Here is a 26,014-nt window from a genome sequence, read left to right on the forward strand (position 1 = left end):
TAGAACAAAACAAGGTATATTTAACCAAATATTCAACAGAAAAAATGGATGGATGAAAAAAATAAAATCCCAACTAACAAAATGACAAAGCCCTTATAAAATATAGATAATATTATAAATAATAATAATCAAATAAATAATTATATTGTAAGAATATTGTTTCAAAATATATACAATTTTATTAAAAACTGAAACATAATATTTTATAATATTTTAGTATATTATTTTAGCTTAGCTTAATTAATATTAAAGTTTAAGTTTAAAATTTTAGCTTAGCTTAATTAATATTAAAGTTTAAGTTTAAAATTTTAGCTTAGCTTAATTAATATTAAAGTTTAAGTTTAAAAACAAACATGAATTAAATATTTAATTAATATTAAACACTTATTAAATATTTAATTATTAGATTATTATTTAGAATAATTATAAAAAAATAAAAATTATAGTTTTAGTGAAGTGAAATTCATGCTTATAAAAGTTAGAAGAGATACTTTAATTATTTTGCTATTGGCATTTATGCTTATCCTATGTGGGAGAGTATTGACTTACGTAGCATATGCTTCTACTATTGAACAGGAAGAAGGTATTCCTATTACTGGAATTCAGATTAAAGGAAATGATGTAATTCCATTAGAAACTATTAAATCTAATATAGCAAGTTCTGGTTTAAGAGAAGGTAGTTATATTGATGGTGATATGTTACACACTTCTAAAAGAACTTTACCCCTATCAGAGGCAATTGATGATGCAAAAAAATATGCTAAGGATTCGGTGATTCCGGGTACTACTGCTATGCCTATTGTAGCTGTGGATATTAAAGTTGATAATTCAACTGGAATTGTAACTGTTACAGTTGTTGAAGATTTTAATAAAGTAAACCTTGGAGGTATTTTCACTACACCTTCAGCTTTTCTTTATGTATAAAGGGGTGGCAAGATGAAGTCAAAAGTAATATTTTTAGTTTTATGTGTAATCATTGTTTTATCTTCTATAAGTTCAATTTCTGCTACTATGAATTGTATTATTATTAGTGATCCTACTGGAAAGGATCCTAATGGTGCAGCAGCAGGAAGTATGTCTTTTGAAGAGAATATGTTTGAATCTACATTTGTAATGTCTACACAAAATCAATTCGCTATCCTTTCCGGGGGAGAAAGTGCAGACAATAGTTTAAGGTTAAAAATGGTTTGTGAAGCATTAGCTAATGTTGAAGATGGTGGAAGTGCATCTTCAGCAGCATCTGTTGCAAGTTCTTATTCTGGAATGAGGGCAGTTGTTGGAGGTCCTAATTTAGGTATGGCTGCAGGTGGATCTTTTGATGCATATGTAATCACAGAAGAAGATGATGGATCTTTCAGTTTATCCTACCGTTCAGGAGGTTTAGCTGTAATTCCTCCAGGTAAAAAAGGTGCTATTTTTCACATAAGGGATAGTCCAGGTGCTGGTGGAGGAGCTTCTGGAAGTAGAAAAGCAATTGCTACTGAAATTGCAAAAGAATTACGTGATGGATATCCTGCAACTAAGATTATGGGTACTGTAGTTGAAATGACTGCAACACAAACAGGAGAAGTTTATGGTGGAGGTGCAGACAATCTTTACTGTGGAATAAGTACTGGGGATATGTTCACTCCTGATGAATTAAATGAAAGAGGATATAATATGGGGGATGAATATTCTAAAGTCTGTCAAGATTGTGGTTGGTCTATTTCATTCCCTTCAGCAGAAGCTTATACAGTGTGTCCATATTGTGGTGCTCAAATGGAAACTGTTTATGCTTATGAAGCATTAGAAAATACTATTACAGTTAGTGACGATAGGGCAAATGTATTTGTTTATGGTAGTGATGAACAAGGTCTTTCCACTACAACATCAGATGTTGTACAAAGTGAAGTTTCTAAAAATGGGTATAGTTCTACTAATATTGCATCATCAATTAATAAGGCTATAAACAATGGTATTATTGTTGGTGTAAACCATGTTGAAGCTAAAGATATTAATATTAATAAAAATGCCAAATCTGTAGGTGTATATTATACTGAACTGCCTAATGGTAGAACCTCACCTCCATGGAATTTACCAATAAGTAATTTTGTTTTAAATATTTTAGGTGCTATTCAAACTGTAATTGGAATAGTTATAATAATTCTGGTTATATTTAGAGGCAGGCTTTTGAAATCTTTCCAAAATAGAACAACAAGATAATTTTTTTTTATTTTTTTATTTTTTTGAGTGATATTATGGCTTTGATTTTAATAAGGGGAGATAATAAAACAAAGGTTTTTAATGCAATTGAAGATGTTGAAAAACATGCAGATTTAAACATTATATCAAATCCTAAAACATTAGATTCTAAGGTTGCAGATAAATTTGTCTCTAAAATTTTAAATGCAGATTTAAAAACAGTTTCAAAAGTTGCTGCGGCATTTTTGATTGAAGAAAATCCCACTGTAGCTATTTCAAAAATTAGAAGTATTCATCCTCCAGCACATATTACTGTTGTAAGTGATGAATACAAAGTATATGAGGAATTATTGGAAATTTTATACAGCTCTTCCAATTTTAATGGTCTTAATTATAAAGTTTCTAATACTCATACAATTGATTATAAACAAACAAAAACAATTGATTATTAATTTAATCAATTTTTATTTTTTATTTTCACACTTTTTTATTATCTAATTAAAATTAATAGATAATTATTAAAATATAAGAACTTATTTGTCAAATTAAAAGAAATCATTAATTAAATTTAAAGTTTTATTAATTAAATCTAATTATTAATTAAATCTAATTATTAATTAAATCTAATTATTAATTAAATATAGGATATTAATTATTTTAAGGGATTAATAAATATAATAATAAATCCTTATTAGATAAGTAGCTGTTTTTTTTTTAAATGAATTGAAATAAGTTTAATAATATTATAAAAAAGAAGTATAAAATATTGTAAATTAAATGTATCTCTATTTTTTAGATTTTTTAATTTTTACAACACTTCCAATAGTATTTCCTCCACGAGAAATGTTTTGATAAGACTCTAAATCTATTTTTTCACTTTTTTCAATAAGTTTAATATTTAATGTTTTTTCTAATTTACGAGCAAGTTTTAAATCAGGGTCCATTTTTTCAGTTTCAATTTTACTAATAACAGAAACTTTTTCAAATATTTTTTCCCCTAATTGTTCTCTTGAAAGCTTTTTAGATTCACGAGCATTTCTAATAATACTACCATAATTTTCAACTAATTCTTCTGCAGGTTCATCATTTTTACTATAGTTCCTTGCAGGTTTATTAGTTCTTTTTTTATTTTTGTCTTTTTTCTGCATATATTGGCTTGGTCTAGGAACTTTTTGAATTTTTCCGAACTTGGAACAATCTTTACATACATCCATAGCTGCACCATCAATTTTTACCCTAATTGGCTTACCTTCTATAGGTTTACCACACATTTCGCAATCCATATTTAATAATTGTTTTTTTCTTTTTTTATACTTTACTAATATTTTTATTAAAAAATTTCAAAAATTTAATTTATTTTAATTATATTCCCTTAATAATAATCTTAAAATATTTTTAACTTATTTGAATCCGTATACTGTTTTTAATATTATTTGGATTAATATTTTCAATTTATGTGATGATTTTTTAAGACTTATTATTTTGAAAAGTTTAAATAGTTGAAAATTTAGTTTTTATTTTATTATTTCTTTTTATTTTGGTTTTATATTTGATTTAAGCCCCTTTTTCATTTTTTATCCGAGATATTTTAACAAAGTATATATATTATAGTTACCTATCTTAATATGAATATTAGGACATAGTTTTATAAAATATATGTAGATATAACTATTGTAATATTATAAAAGATTATAATAGTTTATTAAAAAGGGAGCGTTTTATATGGCTGAAAATAATGAAGATTCTTCACAAGCTTTACTCATGAAGATTGAAGAGTTAAAAGATGAGTTAAATTTGCTTAAAGAAGAAAATAGCAAAACTAAACGCAATTTGATGTGGAAAGTTAGAAAATTAGAAAAGGATAAAGTTCTAACAGAAAATGAAAAAATAAGATTGGAGAGGGAAGTAAAATCTTTAAGAGGTGAAGTAGAAAGATTTAGATCACCTCCATTAGTTCTTGCAACAATTAATGAAGTTATTGATGATAGTAGGATGACAGTTAAAAGTAGTACTGGTCCTAATTTTTTAATTAATTATTCTAAATTTTTAGATCCAAATTTATTACAACCTGGTGCAAGGGTAGCTTTAAATCAACAAACTTTTGGTGTAGTGGAAGTTTTACCTTCAGAAAAAGACCCAAATGTTTCTGGAATGGAAGTTGAAGAAAAGCCAACGATCAGTTATGAAGATATTGGTGGTTTGGATGATCAGGTTGTTGAGGTTAAAGAAACTGTTGAATTGCCTATTACAAAACCAGAATTATTTAAAGAAATAGGTATTGATCCTCCTAAAGGTATTTTATTATATGGGCCGCCAGGAACAGGTAAAACATTACTTGCAAAAGCAGTTGCTAATGAAACAAATGCAACATTCATTAAAATAGTTGCATCTGAATTTGTTAAAAAATATATTGGTGAAGGTGCAAGACTTGTTCGTGAAGTATTTGAACTTGCAAAAGAGAAAGCGCCAGCAATAATATTTATTGATGAGATTGATGCTGTAGCAGCTAAAAGACTTAAAAGTTCTACAAGTGGTGATAGGGAGGTACAAAGAACCTTAATGCAATTACTTGCAGAACTTGATGGTTTTGAATCTCGTGGAGATATTGGTATTATTGGTGCAACTAATCGTCCGGATATATTAGACCCTGCACTTTTAAGGCCTGGTAGGTTTGACAGATTCATTGAAGTTCCAGAACCTAATGAAGAAGGTAGACATGAAATTTTAAGTATTCACACTTCTAAAATGAATCTTGATGAAGAAGCAGATTTAGATTTACTTTCTACTTTAACAGAAGGTTGTTCTGGAGCAGACTTAAAAGCGATTTGTACTGAAGCGGGAATGTTTGCAATAAGGGCTGAACGTGGCTATGTTACTGTTGCTGACTTTATGGATGCAATTGAAAAAATCATGGGTGTAAACCGTGATGATGAATTGCAAAAAGAAGCAGGAGTAATGTTTGGTTAGATAATCAATATACTTATTTAATTAGGCCTATGATGAACCCTATGAGCTCTGATACGTGATGAATGATGGGCGAACTGAGGCCTTTAATTAAATTATTATACTTTTCTTATTTTAATATTTATTTTATATTCAAATTTAATATTTTCAACTTTATAAATTCTTTTTTTCAATTTATTATATTTTATGCTATTTTTTATTATAAGAAATTATTTTAAAAATTTAAATTTTCTTCATATTTTATTTAAACAACACTTAAAATCAATAAATTATTTAAAGTATTTAAATAAATATTTAATTAATGTTATTTGATGATGAGGAATTAATTGCAAATGAAGAAATATTATATGAAGGTAAACCTAGTTTTTTATTTACATGTAAAAATGTAATTTTAGGTTTTGTTCTAATAGCTTTTATATTGGGTAGTACTATTACAATACTTAGTACAATATCTGAATTGGAAGTATACTCTTTTGATTCATTTAGATATCCTATTGCTCAATATGTAGCTTTTGCTATTTACGGATTTGTATTTTTAATTCTTATTTGGATGATATGGAAATTAGTTAATTGGTATTTTATTAAGTATATTGTTACTGATGGAAGAATAATTGCTAAATCTGGTATTATACGTGAAAATAAATCATATATGTCATTTAAAAATGTTCAAGACATTAAGGTTTCTCGTTCAATATTTCAGCGATTAGTTGGTGTAGGTACTGTTGAAATTACAAGTGCTTATGATAATAGTAATGTTGTTTTAAAAAATATTAGGGCTGCTAGAGAGGTTGAAGAGATAATTTACAATGGGATGAACTCACTTCCTAACTATCCTAGTATGAATTATCCAGATTATTATCAAGATAATAGCCAAGGATATAATCCTTATCCAAATCCAAATAACCAATTCAATCAACAAAATCATTATCAAAATCAAGGATATTCTCAAAGAAATATTAAAAATGACTATACTCGAGAACATCATTCTAATTATGATCCTGAAGAAGAATATAGGAAAGGTTTAGATAATCCATTATCTGGTTTAAGTAATAAACCTTTAAATAATAATTATGATAATGAGATTTATTATAATGATTATCAGGCTCCTGATACATTTGATGAAACAATTAATCAGGCAGTTAGAAATATTGAAGGCAATGTTAAATTTAAAGGAGATAATTATCCTCATCAAAATGGAGACTATAGAAGAGGTATTAACAGTTCTAAATCTAATCTTGTCTATGAAGGTAACTCTTTTAGAGATAATTCAACACATAATGATTATCAACAATATAGAAACTCTGAGTATAATCCTAATTTAAGGTCTAACTATGAAAACAGAGCTGAAAACTATCATCCTCAAGGAGGAAACTATTCAAGCCAAAATAGAGAAAATAATTATTACTCTCCTATGAATCAATATGAGGATAATAAGAATTATAATCAAAATAATCAAAATAATTATCCAAATAATCAATATTATCAACAAAATAATTATAATTCAAATCATAATCAATATAATAAGAAAAATCCTAATTATAGAAATAATTATCAAGAATATAATAATAAGAAAAATTCATCTGAGGATGTTAAAAAATCTGATAAATCTAATGATTCTCATGTGAAGAAAAATAGAAAATCAGTTCTTGCAAAACATGCCCGTAAGTTTCAAAAATAATAAATTTTTTTAATTTTTTTTAATTATACAATTCATTTACTAAGGTATTTTAATGACATTTGACTTTGATGTAGCTATTATTGGTGGAGGGCCAGTAGGTTCAAGTTTAGGATATAAACTACAAAAACAAGGATTATCTGTAGCTATTTTTGAAAAGAAAAAAAATATAGGTTTTCCACTCCAATGTGCTGGAATTTTAAGCAAATCTATTTTTGATGTAAATGATTTGCCTCACGATTTAATATTAAATCAGGTAAAAGGTGCATATTTACACTCACCAAATCAAACAATGAAAGTTAAAAAAGATGCTCCTGAGGCTTATATTATTGATAGGGTTGGGTATGACCATTTTTTACTTGACCGTGCTCGAAACTCAGGTGTTAAAGTATTTATGCAACAAAAAGTCATTGAATTGGACATAGATAATGGTTTTATTATATCCAATAAAGGTCAATATAGTGCAAAAGTAATAGTCGGTGCAGATGGTGCAAATTCCATCGTTTCAAGTATACTTGGAAATGACTACAAGTATTTTACTGCAGCCCAATTTTTAGTTAATTTATCCAATGAAGATAAGGAAAAATTAGATGGTGATTATGTTGACATATTTATAAATGGAAATATTACTCCGGGATTTATATGGTCAATACCTCTTGATCAAAATTTATTTAGAATAGGTTTGTTTTCTAAAAAAGAATATCGTGATGAATTGGATATATTAAACGATTTTCTTAAAGGCAGTGGTGATTTTAAAAATAATAACCTAAATCTTAATGATTATGAGATTATTGAAAAATATCAGGGTATGATTCCTATTTATAATAAAAATAAAATACTGCAGAAAGGAAGAGTTATTTTGATTGGAGATGCTGCAGGTCAAGTAAAACCTACAACTGGGGGAGGACTTCTTTGTGCATTTAATTGTATAAATATGGCCAGTGATGTAATTTATAATTCAATTAATAATGATAATATTGATCTTTTAGAAAATTACTCTAAAGAATGTAGAAATTTATATTTTGATGAATTTTCTAATGAGATAAAAGTTCATAAAACATTAGGTATATTATCTGATAAAGGTTTTGATTATTTATTTAAAAAAGTTAAGGATAATGATGGTGAGAGAATTATATCTGAATATGGACATATGGATAATCAGTCCGTATTAATTAAAAAATTTATAAAAGAAGGTTTGTTATATAAAATCACACAAAAATTTATTAAAAGTAAAATAAGTAAAATATGGAAAAATTAGATTTAATAAACACTTATTTTATTAGAGTTAACAGTTTATTATTCGTATAAACATTTAAAAATCAAGATTAAATATAAAAATTTTTATTAAGAATTATTAGTTAAATTATTTTATCTAGAGGAATATTATGGAGCTATTTTTTATTCAATCTCAGGAACATGATTCTTTACCTCTTGCTGAATTAAATGCAGTTATTGAATCCGAAGGATTTAATTGTAATATTCGACAAATACGTTCTGGTCTGGTTGTGGCGGATTCAATAGATTCTGATGATTTTGATTATGTTTATAAAAGATTAACAGAACGTTTGGCATACACCCATCAAATAACTCATGTACTTTTAAAAACTAATCTAAAAGAATTGGATAGTAAAATTCCTACTTTTGATTGGAACAGTATAATTGAGGATACTTTTGTTGTTAGGGTTAAAACATATGATAGTGACAGTGATGTAGTGGCAATTGAAAGGAGAATCGGTGGTTTAATTTTAGAAAACTCTAAGAATTTAAAGGTTAATCTAACTAAACCTCATGTTACAATACGTATAATTGTTTATAAAGATGATGTTTATTTAACCTGTGAGGATTATATTTTGAATAAAAAATATTTTCAGGATTTTAAACCTCATAAAAGACCATTTTTTCATCCTGGATGTATGTCACCAAAACTTGCAAGATGTATGGTAAATTTATCTCGGATTAAGGAAGGTCAATTATTACTTGATCCCTTTTGTGGAACTGGTGGAATGCTTATGGAAGGTGGCCTTATAGGTGCCCGTGTTGTTGGAACTGATATTGATTGGAATATGAAAAATGGTTCGGCTATTAATTGTGAATATGCTGGAGTTAAGGATTTTAAAACATATAAAGTTGATATTAATGAACTTAAAATGTATGAATTATGTGATGCAGTTGTAACAGATCCTCCTTATGGTATTTCTACTACTACTGGAGGTAGAGATGATTTAATTTTTAAAGACTTTTTACTTGCAATTAAAAGAAACATGAAAGATGATGCTCTTTTAGTTATGGCAAGTCCACATTTTGTGGATATAGACCAATTTTTAAGTGAAGTTGGTTTTGAAGTTTTAGAAAGATATGAAATAAGGATGCATAAAAGTTTAACTCGTATTATTTCAGTTATCGCACTAGTTGATTAAACTTAATATAAATTTAAAACCCACTAAATAAATTTAATAATTGTATTGATTTATTCACAATACAATCAAATTCAAAAAATAGTTTTAAAATAATATAATAGATTTATAGTTTAATTTAATTTTTTTATTTAATTTATTTATTAAATACTACTATAAAAATACTATACTATTATCGTTTTATAAGTTTTTTTTCGAAAGAATTTAGAGAGTATATTTCTTAATTTTTTTTATGAAAATCAAATTTTTATTTTACTTAGAAGTAATCTATTAATTTTCATAATTTAAATTTCCTTATTCTTTCGAAAACTTTCTAATAAAATATGGTTTTTATTAATGCCTTACAATTTAATTTAATTTACTTTTTATTAAATTTTAATTTATTATAAGACATAAAAAATATTCTGTGAGAATAGATATAAATATACTTCGATTATTTTCCAATTGGTTAGTTAAAAGAATATAGTTCGTATTTATATGAATTATTTGCTTTATATTATTAAATTAAATATTTTTAATCAGGTATTTAAAATATTCACATTTAAATTAGAAATTAATACTATATATTATGATTTTTTTTAATATTCTATAATATGTATTATATTGTTTTTTGTCTCCTTATTTGAAATTTATTCAATATTTTTCGATGAATTGATATAAAAATTAATAATTTAATATGTGTAACTTTAATAATATTTAAAATAGGATAAAACCTTTTATTATTCTTTAAAATAGGATAAATATTTTTTTTAAAAAATATTCAAAACTGTTTCTGTTTTAAGACTTATTTTTCTAAAAATATATTATTAAGTATTTACATACTTAAATGAATATAAAAACTTTTAAATTTATTATTAGCATAATAAAATTTTTAATACAAGTGGTCAATATGAAAATAAATATATTGGATACAACATTAAGGGATGGAGAACAAACTCCTGGAGTTTCACTAACTTCTAATGAAAAACTAAGGATAGCTAGGGCTTTAGATGAGATTGGGGTAAATATTATTGAAGCAGGTTCAGCTATTACATCTGATGGAGAAAAATTAGCTATTCGTGAAATTACAAGCCAAGATTTAGATGCTGAAATTGCAAGTTTTGCACGTTCAATTCAATCAGATATTGATGTATGTCTTGACTGTGGAGTAGATACTGTTAACCTTGTTGTACCGACTAGTGATATTCATATTGACTATAAACTTAAATCTAGTAGGTTACAAGTTCAAAATGAAATGGTTGAAAATATTGAATATGCTAAAGACCATGGTTTAACTGTTGAATTATCTGCGGAAGATGCTTCAAGAACAGATATGGATTTTCTAGTAGATACTTTTAAATTGGCATTAGATGCAAAAGCAGATAGGCTATGTCCATGTGATACTGTTGGTGTACTTACACCTGAAAGATCCTTTGATTTCTATAGAGAACTTTCTAAATTAAATGCAAAACTTAGTGTACATTGTCATAATGATTATGGTTTAGCTGTTGCAAATTCTCTACAGGCCATACGTGCAGGGGCAAGTGAAGTTCATGGTACAATTAATGGAATTGGTGAAAGGGCAGGTAATGCATCTCTTGAAGAAATCGTGGTATCATTAAACAATCTTTATGAAGGGAAATATACAACTGATATAAAAATTAACCAATTGTATAACACTTCAATAATTGTATCAAGATCTACAGGTGTTTATATCCAACCAAATAAGGCAATTGTTGGTGAAAATGTATTTGCCCATGAATCTGGAATTCATACAGATGGTGTTATTAAAAATACATCTACCTATGAATCAATTACACCAGAGTTACTTGGAAGACGTAGAAAATTTGTTGTAGGAAAACACACAGGAACAAAGGGTTTAAATAATCGTCTAAGCGAACTTGGTATTGAAGTAAATAAGGAACAATTAAATACCATATTTAAACAGGTGAAAGAATTTGCAGATAACGGTAAATGTGTTACTGATGTAGACCTTCAAGCTATTGCTGACAATGTTTTAGAAAAGGATATGCAACAAAAAGTTAATCTTGAAGAGGTTACAATTGTTTCTGGAAATAAAATTACTCCAACTGCATCTGTAAGGCTTAAAATTGATCAAGATGAAATATTGGAAGCGGGTATAGGTTTAGGTCCAGTTGATGCTGCCATTAATGCAGTTAAAAAATCTATTAATGAGTTTGCAAATGTTAAATTAGATGAATACCATGTAGATGCAATTACTGGAGGTACTGATGCACTTATTGATGTAATTGTTAAGGTAAGTATGGATGATAAAGTAATATCTGCTAGAGGAACGGGTTCAGATATTATTAATGCAAGTGTTGAAGCATATTTAACAGGAGTAAACAGATTACTTGAAAATGAAGATAATTTATAAATACTCATTATTTTGAAATTTAATAAATTAATTTATTGATTATTAAATTATTAAATTATTAAGTTTTTTAAGTTTTAATGAATTTATGTATGCTATAATATAAATTAACTAAGGAGGAACTAAATTGGATAATTTAACCGAAAATATTCAAATATTAGGTTATAAAGGTCAAATTAATAACATACCTGATATTTTAGAAGAAGTCAATAATCTTAAAGATCAATGTTGTGACGGATGTGTTATTCAATTATTAGATGCTAGGGCAGTGGGTGGTAGAAAACATGTTCTTCATGGAACTATTCAAGCTATTCAGGCATTTAATAGAGGAACTAATTTGGCTAATGATTTGGGTATTGAAATCTGTATTAGAATTTCAGCACAAAGACAAATTTCCAAGGCTCTTAAATTACTTGGTTTATATGAAGGTGAAATGGACATATGCATTGTTATGATTGATTGTCCAGATTACTTTATTGATCAATTAAATGATATGTTTGATAAAGACAATAGCATATTTGAAGCGGACATTCCATATTTAAAAAGTATCTATAAAATTTCTGATAAAGAACTTGAGTCCATACATATGGAAGACTTATTAATCGATAAAACTACCAGTTTAATAGTTGATGTTTGATTTTTAACTTTAAAATTAGATATTATAAATTCAAATTAATACTTAGCTTGTATGAAATAATTTACAATAAGAAATTAATTTATAAATAGGATTGAGGTTTTAATAATGGAACTAAAATATAAAGAACCTTCACTTGAGACAAAAAAAATTATGTCTAGAGTTGCTGTTGGAAAAACACCTCTTGAAGATAAGGATATTTCATTTAAGGAAATTGCAGAATATAAAATTATGGATATAACAAACCATAAACACTGTCAATTAGTAAACAGTGGAAACGGAGCAATATTTATAGCTATATCTTCAATTACAGGACACTTAATAATACCTGATCAGGGTGCATGGCATGGATTTAAACAAATTGCTAGATTTTTAAATATTCCTATATTAACAGTCAAAACTAATTTTGGTTTAATTGATCTCGAATCACTTGAAGACACCTTAAAAAATCTTGATTCTAATAAAATAAACGGATTAATTCTTACAAGTTTTGCAGCTTATACTGCTGAGCAGAAAATTAAAGAAATTTCAAAATTTTGTCATTCAAATGGGATTATTTTAATAGAAGATGCATCAGGAGCAATATGTGATTTAAAAGGACAACTTGCAAATGGTAAATATTCAGATATTATTGTTTGCTCTACTGGCAGTCCTAAAATACTTAATGTGGAAGATGGTGGATTTATTTCAACTAATGATAAGTCAATATTAGATGATAATAAAATATTACTTAATTCATTTAAAACTAATGAGATTACGGCTAGTGGAATTGCAACAGAAATTGCTTTTGTATCAAAAAATCTTGATGACTTGATTAAGGCAACTACATATCTTAAAAACAATCTTAATAATGTGATTCACTCAGATTTACGGGGAATTAATGTTATAATAAAAGATGATAATCCTAAAGATTTAGCTTGGAATTTAAAAAATGAATTTAAATTAGATAGTCATGGTATGATTACTAAATGTCCTAATTATAATAGGCTTAAAATAAAAGGAGTTGCTATTGAAATTAAAAATTTAAATTATTCTGAGTTGAATAAAGAAAATCTAGATGAAATGATTGAAATAATCACAAAATATCAATAGATATTTTATATTTTTTATTCAACTATCAACTATTTTTTTATTCTATTTATTAAATATTTTTTTTTATTTAATTATCAAATATTTTTAATTTTTTTTAGTCAATACTTATTTAGGATTCTCTTTTTTAAAGAAATTATCTAATGTTGTTTGTTTTGTGTGTAGCATTTCATTTAGAAGAGTACTTGTTTTAATATAACGACTTAAAGGAATTTTTAAGTTTTCACCAACATATTTAACTGCTGATTTTAGATCTTCAAATTCTTTATATGGTATAGACATTGCTTTTTTCATACATTCACGAACATTAAATACGCCCATAGGTACATAACCAGTATGTGCTTCTCTTAAAACAAGTAGTCCTGATTGTAATTTCATTTTATTTAATTCATCTAATACTACCATTTTACTTGTATAATAACAGCCACCTACAGTAGAATATTCTTTTTTATCAGTATTTGTTTCATAATCTGAATATATTAATTCTTCATTTTTCATAACTTTATAAAAGGCTTCAATCCATTCGTATTGCCATTCTGTAGGTGTTAGTATTATTCCATAATAATTGTGAAGATCTTCATTTTCATAGACTCTATAAGTATCTAAAATATTATGTCTTCGTACCTGTTTTAGAAGAGTATCTGCTAGGGATGAATCAACTGCTGTAATGGACCATCTTGTTGGTACAAGTTTTCTATTTTTTCCAATTCCAAAAGCACCAACTGAAAATGCTTTTTGAATTTGTGAGAATGGTACATTTTTATTATGTAAATTGCTTACTGCATTGGTTGCAGATAAATCAGTATCATAATATGATTTTTCAAGTTGCCTATCCCATTTAACTGCTTCAATATTAAAGTTTTCAAGTATTGCACTTGGACCATGAGGCATAGCTTCGTCTGATATAGATGCGCCTGTAGGTCTTTTTAGAAAATTAGCTTCGGTATCTGTTGATTTTGATGCAAGTGAAATATCTTGAAGTTTTTCAACGAAAGGATTGTCCAAATCATTAATTTCAATTAATTGTTTACCTCTTACAAGATTCATTCTATAACTTAATATGTCTTGTTGGCTTTTATTCTGATTTAACCAGGATTCTGGAGAATCCATAATATAGGTGTCTCCAAGTTGATTAGCCATCATAGGTCCTGCATATACTTTTGGATAAGACCAACGACCAATAAATACAGATGGTGGAGTGCTTCCTTCAAGATCTCGACCAACTTCCACAGACTTCATATGTATATCTTTGGTTAATCTTTCAAGATATGCATTTTTTGAAGTTCTTTGATTTCTTCCTTTCATAATTTTCATTAAATATTTAATTTTAATAAAAAAAAGTAATTTTAATAGTTAGGAGAGTGTTTGTTACTATAAAAAATATGCTTAAAAGTATTAAACTATAAAATAATATTATAATTGATAGTAAAATAATTAAAAATGCTATTTCTCCATTTGTAAATTTTCTTTTTATTGGGAGATTTGGTTCCATTTTATACCATAAATTGTTTATTGATTCTTGAATATTACATAATGTCCAAATAGACCCAATAACTGGAATGAAAATATATAATAATGTATTTAAAATAGAAGAATAAGATTCAATATTCTTTTCTTTTAATGTTTTTTCATAGTCATGTATTAATATATAAAACATAAACCAGTTAATTACAGGTATAATAAAACCTATAGTACGTAGAATTGGACTAATATTTCTATTAAGTTTATTTTTTAATAGAGTATTATTTTTATAATACCACCATATAGAATATAATCCACAACTAACAATTAAAAGAAGAAGTAGTCTTCTAATTACAAGAACATCTGAATAAACAGTCTCTGTAGTTTCACTAATGGTTTCAGTTTCTTTACTTTCAATAGGTTTATTTTCAATTTCAATAATTTCATGGTCCTTAGACATTTTTTCTTCTATTTCATGTTTATGTTCTGGAGATACATAACTATTTAATAAATGATTTCTTGAAATATTGTCTTTCTCTTGCCATGCGTGACAATGTGGGCATTTATTTGCATAGATGTCTATTATTTTTCCACAATTAATACAATATTTAGTTCTTGCACCATGCATTTTATCATTCTTCAATTTTTATAAATTAATAATTCTAATTAGTTTTAATCTTTAATTTAATTATTTTAATTTTTTTTTTAATAAAATAATTTATAATAAAGTAAAAAAAAAAATAAAATAAAATTTTTACTTTAAAAATTATAATGTATTTTTAAGCAAATTCAATAGTGCTAGGTGGTTTGTCACTAATTGAAAGTGAAACATGAGTTACTTCAGAGATTTCAGAAGTGATTCTTCGGGATATTGTTCTTATAAGTTCCCATGGTACTTCTGGTACATACGCAGTCATTGCATCAAAGGATGAAACCATTCTAACAACAACTAAATATCCAAAATCTCTCTCATCACCTTTTACACCAGTAACCTGGGTGTCAGTTAAAGCAGCAAAATATTGCCATAATTCTTTATTGAATCCTGATTTTTCAACTTCTTCTCTAACAATTGCATCTGCTTTTTGACAAACTTTAATTTTATCACGAGTCAAATCACCAATAACTCTTACAGCTAAACCTGGACCTGGGAATGGTTGACGGTGAATAATTGCATCAGGTAAACCTAACTCGCTACCGATTTCTCTTACTTCATCTTTATATAATTCACGAATAGGTTCAACCACTTCTAAAACCATACCACTTGGAAGTGCAATATTGTGGTGTGATTTAATTTTTCCTTTAGTTTCAATCCAATCAGGAGCAATAGTACCTTGAACAAGATATTTAGCTTCAATTTTAGAAGCTTCTCTCTCAAATACATCGATGAATTTTTTACCAATGATTTTTCTTTTCTCTTCTGGATCTGTTACTCCATTTAATGCTTCTAAAAATTCCTCAGATGCATCAATGTAAATGAAATTCAATCTGTCTTCGAATGTGTTAATTACTTGTTCAGCTTCACCTTTTCTAAGTAATCCATGATTGACAAAAATAGCAGTTAAGTTTTTGCCAATAGCTTCACCAACAAGAACTGAACAGACAGAACTATCAACACCACCAGATAATGCTATAACTGCTTTTTCATCTTGTATTTCCTCTTTGATTTTTGTTATAGCATCATCTATAAATTCTTTTGGACTTAACATATATTATTCCTCTAAAAAATACAAAATTGATTAACAAGATTTAATATTATTCTTCTTTAGGTTCAAAACTATCAACTAATTCTAAAATGATTGATTCAAGACCGTCGTCATTTCCAGCTTCAATAGCTTCAATAATATCATCATATTTAATGTATTTTTCAATTTTGAAACTTTTTTCACCAATACCAGAAATTCTAAAGTCGTATTCCATATCTCCTATAGGTACGTGAATTTGCTCTCTTTTAAGTTCTGGTTTATATTTTAAAGATTTGTTTTTTAAATCATCTACATTATCTATCATATTTTATTCCTCTTTATTTTTTTTTAAATTATTAAATGAAATTAAGTTAAGCTATTATTAGCTATAATGAGTTATAATATTTTAATTTAATTAAAAGTATTATAATCTGCTTTTACAGATTTCATAAAAGTTTAAAAATACTTCATCTCCTTTTGGAGTAGTGTGTACTTCTGGATGGAATTGTATTCCATAAATATCTTTATCCATATGCTTCATAGCTTCAATTTCACAAACATCAGAATTAGCAATTACTTTAAAGTTTGAAGGTAATGTTTTTACTTCATCTTTATGTGAAGTCCAAACATCCATCACAGGAGATAATCCTTTTAAAAGTTCTTCTTCATCATGTATTTGTATTTGAACCTGAGCATAACTTTCAGTTTTAGATGTTTCAACTTCTCCATCAAATTCAAGTGCAATTAATTGATGGCCTAAACATATGCCAAGAATAGGAATGTCTAAATTTTGAATATATTCTCTACTATTTCCACTTAAATCAATTGATGGACCACCACCTAAAATCAAACCAATAGGTTCTTTTTCTTTAATTTCATGAAGACTTAAAGAGTTATCAACAAGCTCACATGGTATCTTTAAGTTTTCTAAGCTTCTTTTGATTCTGTGATTGTATTGGCCTCTATTATTAATTATTATAATCTTCATAATTTCTCTCTTCATGATTTTTAAAAATTTTAGATAAAAATATTTAAACTTTTTATGAATTTTTAATATATATTATACATGTATATATGTTATATAATATAATGATTTTATATTATTTTTTCTATTAATAATTTTATCTATAAAATTTATTTTTTTATAATCTTATTTTCATTCAAATATTTTATATACTAGGTTATTGATATAATATTTTATGGAAGCACAAGATTTAGTATTTGGTTTAATTTCAATTCTAATGGCGATTATAATATTTTATTTATTCATTTGGTTATTACCTGTTGCAATAATTATTTTAATCGCATTTTTCATATATATGATAATTAAAAATATGTATGGCAATAATTTTTAGAATATATTTTTTTTATTTTAAGTATACTAATAAAAATAAGGAATTTTATAAATAGTTTATTCAATTATTTTAAAATTCTTAATTTATTTACTTATTTTATATTTTTAATTTTATTTTTTTTTCTGCTTGTTTTATAGTTTTATTAAAATTTATATTCATTTTTTCTATTTTTCTAAATGGTTTAATATAATTTTTATAAATAAAAGCAATATAAAATCATTTTTTATAAAAGAATAAAAAACAATATAAAATTATGTTTAAAAAGAAATAAAAAAAGGAAGTTAAAGAAAAGAAATTTAATAATGGATTAATGAAATAAAAATTAAAAAATAAAAAATGGAAGTTAAATATAAGAAATTTAGAAATGAATTAATGAAAAAATAAAAAAAAGAAGATAAAGAAAATTAAGAAAGACTATAGGCGTTTTTGTATTTCTTCTTTAACTATTTTATTTACAAGACTGCCATCTGCTTTTCCTTTTAATTTTTTCATACTCATACCCATTAATGGTCCCATTGCACCCATTTGACGATCTCCAATCATTGATTTATTGGCCTCTGCAATTTCAGATATGATTTCTTTAACATCATCAAGGCCAAGTAAACATAAGTTTGCTTCTTCTGCAATGGATTCTGCATCTTGTGTAGGGTTTTTACACATTGCTTCAATTAATTCCTTAACAGCATCTTTTGATATTTTTCCTTCTTCAACTAATTTGAATACACTTACAATACGATTTTTATTCATTGATGTTATGTCAATTCCTTCTCTTTTTAAATCTCTTAAATCATAACTTAATGTAGATGCAAGTGTGGTGGGATCTACTTTAACTTCTTTTAAAATATTTTCAAATTCATTAGCTAATGTTCTTCTTACGATTTGATTTGCTAAATCTTCACTTAAGTTGTATTCTTTCATAATTCTTTCTTTTTTAGCGTCAGGTAACTCTGGAAGATTATTTTTAATAGGTTTTATTATATCTTCAGTTATTTTAAAGAGAGGGATATCAGTTTCTAAATACATCCTATTTGCAGTTGCAAGAGGTCTCATATATTCAGTATTTCCATCATCTAATGATTTACGGGTTTCTTCTACTACTCCATCAAATGCTAATTTTGCTCTTCTTATAACTTCTTCAAGTGCAGAAATTGCAATCTCTTCATCATGTGCTACAATTATTATAGCATCTTCTGGAGAGGTTTTTAAGTATTCTTTTAGTTTGTCTACTTCTTCTGCTGTAATTCCATATGCTGGTAATTCGTCAGTATGGAAAAGTCCGCTTACTCCACGTTTTTTAGCATATGATGAAAGTTCACTTCCAAATCTTCTGTCTTTTTGAACTTCAATACCTATTAGACCATCAAATCCTTTTAAAACAATACCTTTTATGGATTTTGCAGATTTCAATATTTTACTTTCGGTATTTGCAAACACCTCATTCAAATCATAAATTGTCTCATCTACTGATGCATTACGATTATGGAGTGTATCTCTGATTTCTATAAGTTTTAATTGTCTTTCAACTTCTCTTTCTACAATTAAAGGCATAAGTTCAAGGTTTTGAACTCCTTTAATTTCTACTCTTGCACCTTTAGCAATGGAAATGTTTAAATCTTGTCTTATTGTTCCAAGTCCTCTTTTAACATTTGTACTTCGAAGTACTTGTCCGATCATATATGCTACTTCTTCTACTTGTTTTGGATGATGAATTGAAGGGTCTGTTGTAATTTCGACTAAAGGAATTCCTAGTCTGTCTAATCTAAATTCTGTAAATTCACTATTTGTATCTATTCTTCTTGCAGCATCTTCTTCAAGACCAATTGTTTCAATTACTACTCTACCATATGGGGTATCTAAGTATCCGTCAGTTGCAAGAAGTCCAGTTCTTTGAAAACCACTTGTATTACTTCCATCAATAACCTGTTTTCTCATAGTATGGAATTCATCTACAATATGCATATTTAATAGGGTAGATATGGTTATTGCCAAATCAAGAGCTTCACGGTTAAGGGAATGTGGTGGCTCATCATCACATTCAACTAGACAGGTATGTTTGTCAAATGATTCATAATTAAAATTTAATTTTCTCATAGATTCTTGAAGAGCTGCTCTATCTATTTGACCTAACTCACTTTGTGTTGGTCTTAAATTTCTTCTAATTGTTAAATCAACATTTTCGTCTATAAGTTCAGTTGGACATGAACAGAATAATTTGGATTTTGTATTTAATTGTTGATGTATTTCAAGCCCCATTTTTAGACCTAAATCTTCCCAATCATATTTTTCGCTCATCAAATCACCTAGTTTAAAAAGTATTTTGCTGAAAGTCTATCATTTAATTCTCCAGCAATATTGGTTTCCATAATTTTTCTAATTTCTTCTATTTTATCACTTTGACCTAATGCCCAAGCTAATTTAACATATCCTACTTCTGGAGTCATGTCTTCACCGGAAATTAAATTGGCATCTATAAGTTTACGTCCTGTACTGTAAACATTCATATTTACTCTGCCGTAAATACATTGGGAAGTCATAACACAAGGAATACCTTCATCATTAGCTCTTTGAAGTGAATCTATTAAATATTCAGGTACATGACCAAGACCAGTTCCTTCTATTAAAAGACCTTTATAACCTTTATCTATATGGTAATCGATTAATTCAGAGCTAATTCCAGGATAAGCTTTTATAAGGCCAATTTTCTCTTCAATATTATCATATAATTCAAGGTCTCTTTCATTACGTTTAATATAATTTTGAGTTCTTGATTGGATTTTACTATCTTTTAGATATGCAATTGGTTCTGAGTCTATACTGCGGAATGTATCTCTTCTTGATGTGTGCATTTTTCTTACTCTAACACCACTATGTAATGCACAAATAGTGTCATCTAAACTATCATGCATACAAACTGTAACTTCTGCAATATCTGACTTTGCAGCACCTACTGAATTAATTAAATTTATGAATGTGTCTGAGGATGGACGGTCTGAACTTCTTTGAGCTCCAGTTAAAACTATTGGTACTGGAGTTCTTACTAGAAAACTAAGTGCGGCTGAAGTATAATGCATTGTATCAGTTCCATGAGCTACAACAACTCCTTCTGCACCACTTGAAATATCATCAGCAATACTTCTTGCAGCTTCTACCCAATATTTAGGTTCTATGTTTTCACTTAAAATATTGTATAAAGCTTTAACCTCATAGTTTGCAAGGTCAATAAGTTCAGGATTAGCTCTAAGTAAATCTCCCGCTGTAAATGCGGGATGAACCGCTCCAGTACTATAATCTATTATGGATGATACTGTTCCTCCTGTTGAAATAATTGAAATATTCATTTTATCTGGATCTTTTTCTATTTCACTTTGGTCAAAACCTATTTTAGGTTTATCTCCACTTTCAATTAATTCAATTGAAGCATTTTCAATATTTATTCCAAGATTATATCCACTATCTAATTTTAGTACAATATAATTATCTTCTGCATCTTCTGATCTATCAAGTAATATTCCTTTGTAGGATGTATTATTTTTAGATACTTTTACAGTATCTCCGATTGTAACATTTCCATTTGATAGAAATTTCTTTGAATTTTTTTTATAAGTCATTTGATCACAATTTTTTATTTTTTATAAAAATTAATTTTAAGTATCAGTATTTTTTTTAACTATTCTCGTTGTATTTTTTTAAATCTCTTTCGCGTATAACTTTTCTAATGATTTTTCCATTACTTGTTTTTGGTATTTCAGGGACAAATTCAATCATACGAGGATATTTATATGGGGCTGTAACTTCTTTTACATGCTTTTGAATATCCTTTTTCAAATCTTCTGTTTCTTGGTAATCATCTGAAATTACAACTGTTGCTTTTACAATTTGACCTCTCACTTCATGAGGATAACCTGTAATAGCACATTCAACTACAGCTGGATGTGAAATAATTGCACTTTCCACCTCATAAGGTCCAATACGATAACCTGAACTTTTAATTACATCATCATTACGTCCAACAAAGTGGAAATATCCATCTTCATCTTTCCAAGCTTTATCTCCACAATGATAATAGCCACCATATCTGCTTTCGTTATTACGTTTAGGATCATTATTATATTCATCAAACAAACCAGTATTATCGGCACTTAAATCAAAACATATTTCTCCTTCTTCACCAATATCTACAATATTTCCATCTTTGTCTAAAAGTTCGATTTTAAAATTTGGATTTTCTCTTCCAACAGAACCTAATTTTGCATCTAACCATTTAAATGTACCAATACTTATTACAGTTTCTGTCTGACCAAATCCTTCTTTAATTTCAAGACCTGTGATTTCTTTAAATTTATTGTATACTTCCGGAGGTAATGATTCTCCTGCTGTTGAAACATGTTTGAGAGAAGAAAAATCAATATCTGATAAATCTTCTTTAATTAAAAATCTAAATATGGTTGGAGGGGCACAAAATGTATCAACTTTATGTTCTGTAACTTTTTTAATCAAATCAAGAGCATGAAAACGTTCATAATCATAAATGAATACTGCTGCTCCACATAACCACTGCCCATAAAGGTTACCCCATACTGCTTTAATCCATCCCGTATCGGCTGCAGTATGATGTAGTCCATCTTCAACAACTTCATGCCAATATTGTGCAGTTACAATGTCTCCAATAGGATATTTTCCATTATGTTTAACCATTTTAGGATTACCACTTGTTCCAGATGAAAAATACATTACAAGAGGGTCATGTATATTTGTTGCTTCATGGCCTTTTGGTCGCTTAAATGCATTATATTGTTTGTCCATTTCCTCGTGAAGATTATACCAATTATCAAATTTCTTATCACTAACTGTAATCTTTATAATATCCATCTCTAATTCTGATTCTGCAGTAGTATAATCTTTAATTAAATCATCCTCATCTATAGTAATAATAGCTTTAATATGTGCTTTAGAAAGACGATATTTAATATCATGAAGTTTTAACATATGAGTTGCAGAAATTGCTATAGCTCCAATTTTATGAAGGGCAGTCATAGTATACCACCATTCATATCTGCTTTTTAAAGTTAAAATAACACAATCTCCTTTTTTAATACCAAAACTTTTTAATAAGTTGGCAATTTTATTTGATTCTTCTTTAATGTCCTTAAATGTGAAAACTCTATCTTCCTTATCATCACACCAAACAAGTGCTTTTTTATTTGGATCTATTTCTGCATATTTATCTACTACATCAAAACCAAAGTTAAAGTCTTCAGGTATTTTAAATTTAAAGTTTTGGGCAAAATCTTCATATGAGTCAAAATCCACCCTTTCTACATATTCATTTATTAATGATGTCATTTTATCACAAAATATTAGTTTTTTTTCTTGAATGATAATTTTAAATTTTAAAATCTTAATTAATTTATAGATTGTATTTGCGCAAAATAATTAATTTAATAATTTTTAAAAAATTTTAGCTATTTTAAAGCAATAATTAATAAATTTTCCTTTTGAGCTTAAAATTTACAAAAATATATATTTTAAAATTTATAATCAAAAAAGATTTACAACTTTATTATATTAGTAAAATATATGGTTTTACATAAGCACTGCTAAAAATCTAGCAGTTTCATTATTTAATGCAATCATCGCATGGTCATGGGTTGAATCAAAGAATATACAGTCTCCCTCATTTAGGATAATCTCATTATTATGTATAAATAGTTTCATACTTCCTTCTATAATATAATTAAATTCCTGACCTGGATGGTTATTAAATGAAGGAGTAGGTTCTTTTTTTGGATTAACTGTTACAATAAACATTTCTGCTTTTTTATTGATGAATTTTCTACATAAATTCTCATATCTATATTCGCTTCTTCTTTTTACACTTACTCCCTCACCAGCACGTGTAACATCAAAAACAGCCATTCTACTTTCTTCACCATTTAATAATAAACCCATATCTACATTGAATATATTTGCAATTTCATAAATTAGACTTGCAGGAATATCTTTTTCTCCATTTTCATATGAAATATAGGTTTGCTCATCCATATTTACTTGGGATGCTATTTCATCAGTACTTATATCGGATAGTTCTCTTAATTCTTTAATTCTTTTACCAATATTAATATTAATATTATTTTCTTTCATTTTATCCCTTTAAAATTTAATTTTATAAAAACAATATATTCAAAATAGTTTATTAGAAAAATAATTATTTTATCACTTAATTTTTAAAATATCAAAATTTTATAAATTTATATAAATTTTTATAAAATATTAATATATAATATCTATTAATATATTATATTATATAATAGTAATTTTTAATCAAAATTTCTATAAATTTTATTTTAAGAATTATTTTTCAATATGATAATTAAATATAATTATTGTCAATAAATTATTTATATAAATAAAAATGAGTAAAGTTTACTTAACTATATGGGAAAATTTAATAAAATAATAAAAACATTATTTAATACTTAGAAATATTCATATTTCAATTTTAATTATCTAAGGTGATAAATTATGGTTAATAGTGATATTTCAAATATTGTAGCATTTAAAAAAGATGATGGTAATTCTTTTGAATTTAATGATAAATACATAAGGTTAAAATCTTTAGATGAAAATATCTTTGTATTTAGTGTTGAGGCACCTCAGGAGATTGTAGGGGAAAGCATGCTTTTCTTTGAAAGTTTAAAAATCTTTGAACCTATTGGTGGAACTGGAGATATAAGATGTTACTTTAAAGGTGTTTCTCCAATTGTAGGTAAAGGTCCTTCAATTAATGGAGTTCATAAAAATGCTTTTTTCACAATTACTCTACAGGAACTTAAACCAGCTGTAGATGATCCTGAAGAAGATCATGTATGTGTTGGTTGTGGATTCCACAATTTCCAGGGTTAATTGTATTTATTAAAAATTTTTTTTATATTTTTTAGCTATTTTATCTTTTTAATCATTTTTTTTTATCAATTTTAAAATTAATAAAATTTACAAAAGTTTAATATTAATAAAATTTATAATATATAACCATTATTAATCATAAGTAACTTTATTAAATTTTTCATTTTTGAGGATATTATTATGGAAGGAAAGACTATTGTAGTTACAGGGGGTTTAGGTTTTATTGGTTCTCATATTGTTGATGAGTTAGTTGACAATAATACTATTATTGTCATTGATAATTTATCTTCTGGTAAACTAGAGAATTTAGCTAATCCCAATCATGAAAATCTAACAATTATTAAAGGTAATTTAAATGATCTTGATTTGGATGATATTTTAAAAGGTGTTGATTATGTTTTTCATTTAGCAGCACTTGCTAGTGTTCCTGAAAGTGTTGAAAAACCGCTTTTTTCAAATTCCAATAATCTTGACACTACTTTAAAGTTACTTGTAGCATGTAAGGACAATGATGTGAAAAAAATTGTATTCTCTTCATCTGCTGCAATTTATGGTGATAATCCTAATATTCCTCTTAAAGAAAATGAACCTTATATTCCACTGTCTCCATATGCATGTCAAAAAGCAAGTTGTGAATTGTATATTAAAACATTTACTGAAAGTTATGGTTTAAATGGGGTCACACTAAGATATTTCAATGTATTTGGTCCTAAACAAAACATTCACTCTTCATATGCGGCTGTTATTCCTAATTTTATTAATGCATTATTAAATGATAAACAGCCAGTTATTTATGGAGATGGTAATCAGACAAGGGACTTTATTTATGTTGAAGATATTGTGAGGGCAAATATTCTTGCTTGTGAATCTGATTATAATGGTGTTGTAAATATTGCAAGTGGTAAAGGATTATCTGTTAATGAACTTTATAATGTAATTTGTGATGTTTTAGATACTGATATTAAACCAAAATATTTAGATGCACGTATTGGTGATATTAAACATTCTATTGCGGATGTATCTAATCAAAAAAATATTAATTTTACAGTTGATTCTAAACAATTTAGAAATCAGCTTAAAAAGACTATTCAATGGTTTAGAGATAATCCTCAATAATCTTATTTTTTTTAATTTTTAATACTTTTTAATTATTATAACTTTATTTTAAAATTATTATTAGTTTTAATAGGGTGCTAGATAGAGCAAAATTTTAAGAGTGATATTTGCTCTTCTTTTTTGTTGATTTTTAGTTTTTGTTGGTCTGTTTTTAATGGTGCCTTTG

General features: G+C 26.7%; 22 protein-coding genes. 12 read left to right on the forward strand and 10 right to left on the reverse strand.

From position 1 onward, the window contains the following. Nucleotides 1-465 precede the first annotated feature (465 nt). The 3 genes from QZ146_RS01545 to QZ146_RS01555 are packed head-to-tail and all read left to right on the forward strand — an operon-like array spanning nucleotide 466 to nucleotide 2,633. Nucleotides 466-924, forward strand: coding sequence for a hypothetical protein (locus QZ146_RS01545; RefSeq protein ID WP_295721787.1), 459 nt, complete (start codon nucleotides 466-468; stop codon nucleotides 922-924). Nucleotides 925-936: 12 nt separating this feature from the next. Continuing rightward, nucleotides 937-2,202, forward strand: a complete 1,266-nt coding sequence (locus QZ146_RS01550; protein WP_295721789.1) for a hypothetical protein — start codon at nucleotides 937-939, stop codon at nucleotides 2,200-2,202. A 35-nt stretch (nucleotides 2,203-2,237) separates the two neighbouring features. After that, nucleotides 2,238-2,633 carry a DUF356 domain-containing protein gene (locus tag QZ146_RS01555; RefSeq protein WP_295721791.1) on the forward strand — a complete coding sequence of 132 codons (396 nt, stop codon included), beginning with the start codon at nucleotides 2,238-2,240 and terminating at the stop codon, nucleotides 2,631-2,633. Between the two features lie 333 nt (nucleotides 2,634-2,966). Here the strand turns inward: QZ146_RS01555 and QZ146_RS01560 are convergent, their stop codons facing one another. Continuing rightward, nucleotides 2,967-3,464: a multiprotein bridging factor aMBF1 gene (locus QZ146_RS01560; protein WP_295721793.1), complete on the reverse strand. Its 498-nt coding sequence runs from the start codon at nucleotides 3,462-3,464 to the stop codon at nucleotides 2,967-2,969. Between the two features lie 439 nt (nucleotides 3,465-3,903). Here QZ146_RS01560 and QZ146_RS01565 point away from each other — a divergent pair, with 439 nt between their 5' ends. The 7 genes from QZ146_RS01565 to QZ146_RS01595 all read left to right on the forward strand — a co-directional run bounded on the left by QZ146_RS01565 (nucleotide 3,904) and on the right by QZ146_RS01595 (nucleotide 13,334). Continuing rightward, nucleotides 3,904-5,148, forward strand: a complete 1,245-nt coding sequence (locus QZ146_RS01565) for a proteasome-activating nucleotidase (protein WP_295721795.1) — start codon at nucleotides 3,904-3,906, stop codon at nucleotides 5,146-5,148. 298 nt (nucleotides 5,149-5,446) lie between these two features. Further along, nucleotides 5,447-6,823 (forward strand): PH domain-containing protein, encoded by a 1,377-nt coding sequence (locus QZ146_RS01570; RefSeq protein WP_295721797.1) that lies wholly within the window; start codon nucleotides 5,447-5,449, stop codon nucleotides 6,821-6,823. Between the two features lie 52 nt (nucleotides 6,824-6,875). Next, nucleotides 6,876-8,078 carry an NAD(P)/FAD-dependent oxidoreductase gene (locus tag QZ146_RS01575; RefSeq protein ID WP_295721799.1) on the forward strand — a complete coding sequence of 401 codons (1,203 nt, stop codon included), beginning with the start codon at nucleotides 6,876-6,878 and terminating at the stop codon, nucleotides 8,076-8,078. Nucleotides 8,079-8,205: 127 nt separating this feature from the next. Further along, nucleotides 8,206-9,237 carry a TIGR01177 family methyltransferase gene (locus tag QZ146_RS01580; RefSeq protein ID WP_295721801.1) on the forward strand — a complete coding sequence of 344 codons (1,032 nt, stop codon included), beginning with the start codon at nucleotides 8,206-8,208 and terminating at the stop codon, nucleotides 9,235-9,237. 886 nt (nucleotides 9,238-10,123) lie between these two features. After that, complete coding sequence (locus QZ146_RS01585) at nucleotides 10,124-11,611, forward strand: (R)-citramalate synthase (RefSeq protein ID WP_295721803.1); 1,488 nt, start codon at nucleotides 10,124-10,126, stop codon at nucleotides 11,609-11,611. A 124-nt stretch (nucleotides 11,612-11,735) separates the two neighbouring features. Then, complete coding sequence (gene cgi121, locus QZ146_RS01590; RefSeq protein ID WP_295721805.1) at nucleotides 11,736-12,245, forward strand: KEOPS complex subunit Cgi121; 510 nt, start codon at nucleotides 11,736-11,738, stop codon at nucleotides 12,243-12,245. Nucleotides 12,246-12,350: 105 nt separating this feature from the next. Further along, the gene (locus QZ146_RS01595) at nucleotides 12,351-13,334 is read left to right on the forward strand and encodes an aminotransferase class I/II-fold pyridoxal phosphate-dependent enzyme (RefSeq protein WP_295721807.1); all 984 of its coding nucleotides are present in this window, start codon (nucleotides 12,351-12,353) and stop codon (nucleotides 13,332-13,334) included. Nucleotides 13,335-13,439: 105 nt separating this feature from the next. Here QZ146_RS01595 and QZ146_RS01600 read toward each other — a convergent pair whose 3' ends face one another. The 9 genes from QZ146_RS01600 to QZ146_RS01640 form a co-directional block, all read right to left on the reverse strand. After that, entirely contained in the window at nucleotides 13,440-14,636 is a 1,197-nt protein-coding gene (locus QZ146_RS01600; protein ID WP_295721809.1) for a hypothetical protein, read from the reverse strand. A gap of 22 nt (nucleotides 14,637-14,658) precedes the next feature. Further along, on the reverse strand, nucleotides 14,659-15,435 hold the full coding sequence (locus QZ146_RS01605; protein ID WP_295721811.1) for a zinc ribbon domain-containing protein: 777 nt from the start codon (nucleotides 15,433-15,435) through the stop codon (nucleotides 14,659-14,661). Between the two features lie 136 nt (nucleotides 15,436-15,571). Further along, entirely contained in the window at nucleotides 15,572-16,498 is a 927-nt protein-coding gene (gene guaA / locus QZ146_RS01610; protein WP_295721814.1) for a glutamine-hydrolyzing GMP synthase, read from the reverse strand. Between the two features lie 46 nt (nucleotides 16,499-16,544). Further along, nucleotides 16,545-16,799, reverse strand: a complete 255-nt coding sequence (locus QZ146_RS01615; RefSeq protein WP_295721816.1) for a hypothetical protein — start codon at nucleotides 16,797-16,799, stop codon at nucleotides 16,545-16,547. Nucleotides 16,800-16,898: 99 nt separating this feature from the next. After that, nucleotides 16,899-17,462, reverse strand: coding sequence for a GMP synthase subunit A (locus QZ146_RS01620; protein ID WP_295721818.1), 564 nt, complete (start codon nucleotides 17,460-17,462; stop codon nucleotides 16,899-16,901). A gap of 781 nt (nucleotides 17,463-18,243) precedes the next feature. Continuing rightward, the gene (gene gatE, locus QZ146_RS01625; protein WP_295721820.1) at nucleotides 18,244-20,121 is read right to left on the reverse strand and encodes a Glu-tRNA(Gln) amidotransferase subunit GatE; all 1,878 of its coding nucleotides are present in this window, start codon (nucleotides 20,119-20,121) and stop codon (nucleotides 18,244-18,246) included. A gap of 8 nt (nucleotides 20,122-20,129) precedes the next feature. Continuing rightward, nucleotides 20,130-21,437: a Glu-tRNA(Gln) amidotransferase subunit GatD gene (gene gatD / locus QZ146_RS01630; protein WP_295721821.1), complete on the reverse strand. Its 1,308-nt coding sequence runs from the start codon at nucleotides 21,435-21,437 to the stop codon at nucleotides 20,130-20,132. A gap of 55 nt (nucleotides 21,438-21,492) precedes the next feature. Beyond that, nucleotides 21,493-23,172: an AMP-binding protein gene (locus QZ146_RS01635; RefSeq protein WP_295721823.1), complete on the reverse strand. Its 1,680-nt coding sequence runs from the start codon at nucleotides 23,170-23,172 to the stop codon at nucleotides 21,493-21,495. Nucleotides 23,173-23,412: 240 nt separating this feature from the next. Next, complete coding sequence (locus QZ146_RS01640; RefSeq protein WP_295721826.1) at nucleotides 23,413-23,970, reverse strand: helix-turn-helix domain-containing protein; 558 nt, start codon at nucleotides 23,968-23,970, stop codon at nucleotides 23,413-23,415. A gap of 381 nt (nucleotides 23,971-24,351) precedes the next feature. Between QZ146_RS01640 and QZ146_RS01645 the strand changes: the two genes are divergently transcribed. Beyond that, a complete protein-coding gene (locus QZ146_RS01645; protein ID WP_295721828.1) occupies nucleotides 24,352-24,732 on the forward strand; it encodes a hypothetical protein in 381 nt (126 codons plus the stop codon). Between the two features lie 180 nt (nucleotides 24,733-24,912). Then, nucleotides 24,913-25,848, forward strand: coding sequence for an NAD-dependent epimerase/dehydratase family protein (locus tag QZ146_RS01650; RefSeq protein WP_295721830.1), 936 nt, complete (start codon nucleotides 24,913-24,915; stop codon nucleotides 25,846-25,848). Nucleotides 25,849-26,014: the final 166 nt, after the last annotated feature.

The sequence above is a fragment of the uncultured Methanobrevibacter sp. genome (assembly GCF_905235195.1).
Classification (GTDB): Archaea; Methanobacteriota; Methanobacteria; order Methanobacteriales; family Methanobacteriaceae; genus Methanarmilla.

Coding starts and splice junctions, on each gene's coding strand:
- QZ146_RS01545 (WP_295721787.1), top strand. CDS start 466: ATGCTTATAAAAGTTAGAAGAGATACTTTAATTATTTTGCTATTGGCA.
- QZ146_RS01550 (WP_295721789.1), top strand. CDS start 937: ATGAAGTCAAAAGTAATATTTTTAGTTTTATGTGTAATCATTGTTTTA.
- QZ146_RS01555 (WP_295721791.1), top strand. CDS start 2,238: ATGGCTTTGATTTTAATAAGGGGAGATAATAAAACAAAGGTTTTTAAT.
- QZ146_RS01560 (WP_295721793.1), bottom strand. CDS start 3,464: ATGGATTGCGAAATGTGTGGTAAACCTATAGAAGGTAAGCCAATTAGG.
- QZ146_RS01565 (WP_295721795.1), top strand. CDS start 3,904: ATGGCTGAAAATAATGAAGATTCTTCACAAGCTTTACTCATGAAGATT.
- QZ146_RS01570 (WP_295721797.1), top strand. CDS start 5,447: ATGTTATTTGATGATGAGGAATTAATTGCAAATGAAGAAATATTATAT.
- QZ146_RS01575 (WP_295721799.1), top strand. CDS start 6,876: ATGACATTTGACTTTGATGTAGCTATTATTGGTGGAGGGCCAGTAGGT.
- QZ146_RS01580 (WP_295721801.1), top strand. CDS start 8,206: ATGGAGCTATTTTTTATTCAATCTCAGGAACATGATTCTTTACCTCTT.
- QZ146_RS01585 (WP_295721803.1), top strand. CDS start 10,124: ATGAAAATAAATATATTGGATACAACATTAAGGGATGGAGAACAAACT.
- QZ146_RS01595 (WP_295721807.1), top strand. CDS start 12,351: ATGGAACTAAAATATAAAGAACCTTCACTTGAGACAAAAAAAATTATG.
- QZ146_RS01600 (WP_295721809.1), bottom strand. CDS start 14,636: ATGAAAGGAAGAAATCAAAGAACTTCAAAAAATGCATATCTTGAAAGA.
- guaA (WP_295721814.1), bottom strand. CDS start 16,498: ATGTTAAGTCCAAAAGAATTTATAGATGATGCTATAACAAAAATCAAA.
- QZ146_RS01615 (WP_295721816.1), bottom strand. CDS start 16,799: ATGATAGATAATGTAGATGATTTAAAAAACAAATCTTTAAAATATAAA.
- QZ146_RS01620 (WP_295721818.1), bottom strand. CDS start 17,462: ATGAAGATTATAATAATTAATAATAGAGGCCAATACAATCACAGAATC.
- gatE (WP_295721820.1), bottom strand. CDS start 20,121: ATGAGCGAAAAATATGATTGGGAAGATTTAGGTCTAAAAATGGGGCTT.
- gatD (WP_295721821.1), bottom strand. CDS start 21,437: ATGACTTATAAAAAAAATTCAAAGAAATTTCTATCAAATGGAAATGTT.
- QZ146_RS01635 (WP_295721823.1), bottom strand. CDS start 23,172: ATGACATCATTAATAAATGAATATGTAGAAAGGGTGGATTTTGACTCA.
- QZ146_RS01640 (WP_295721826.1), bottom strand. CDS start 23,970: ATGAAAGAAAATAATATTAATATTAATATTGGTAAAAGAATTAAAGAA.
- QZ146_RS01645 (WP_295721828.1), top strand. CDS start 24,352: ATGGTTAATAGTGATATTTCAAATATTGTAGCATTTAAAAAAGATGAT.
- QZ146_RS01650 (WP_295721830.1), top strand. CDS start 24,913: ATGGAAGGAAAGACTATTGTAGTTACAGGGGGTTTAGGTTTTATTGGT.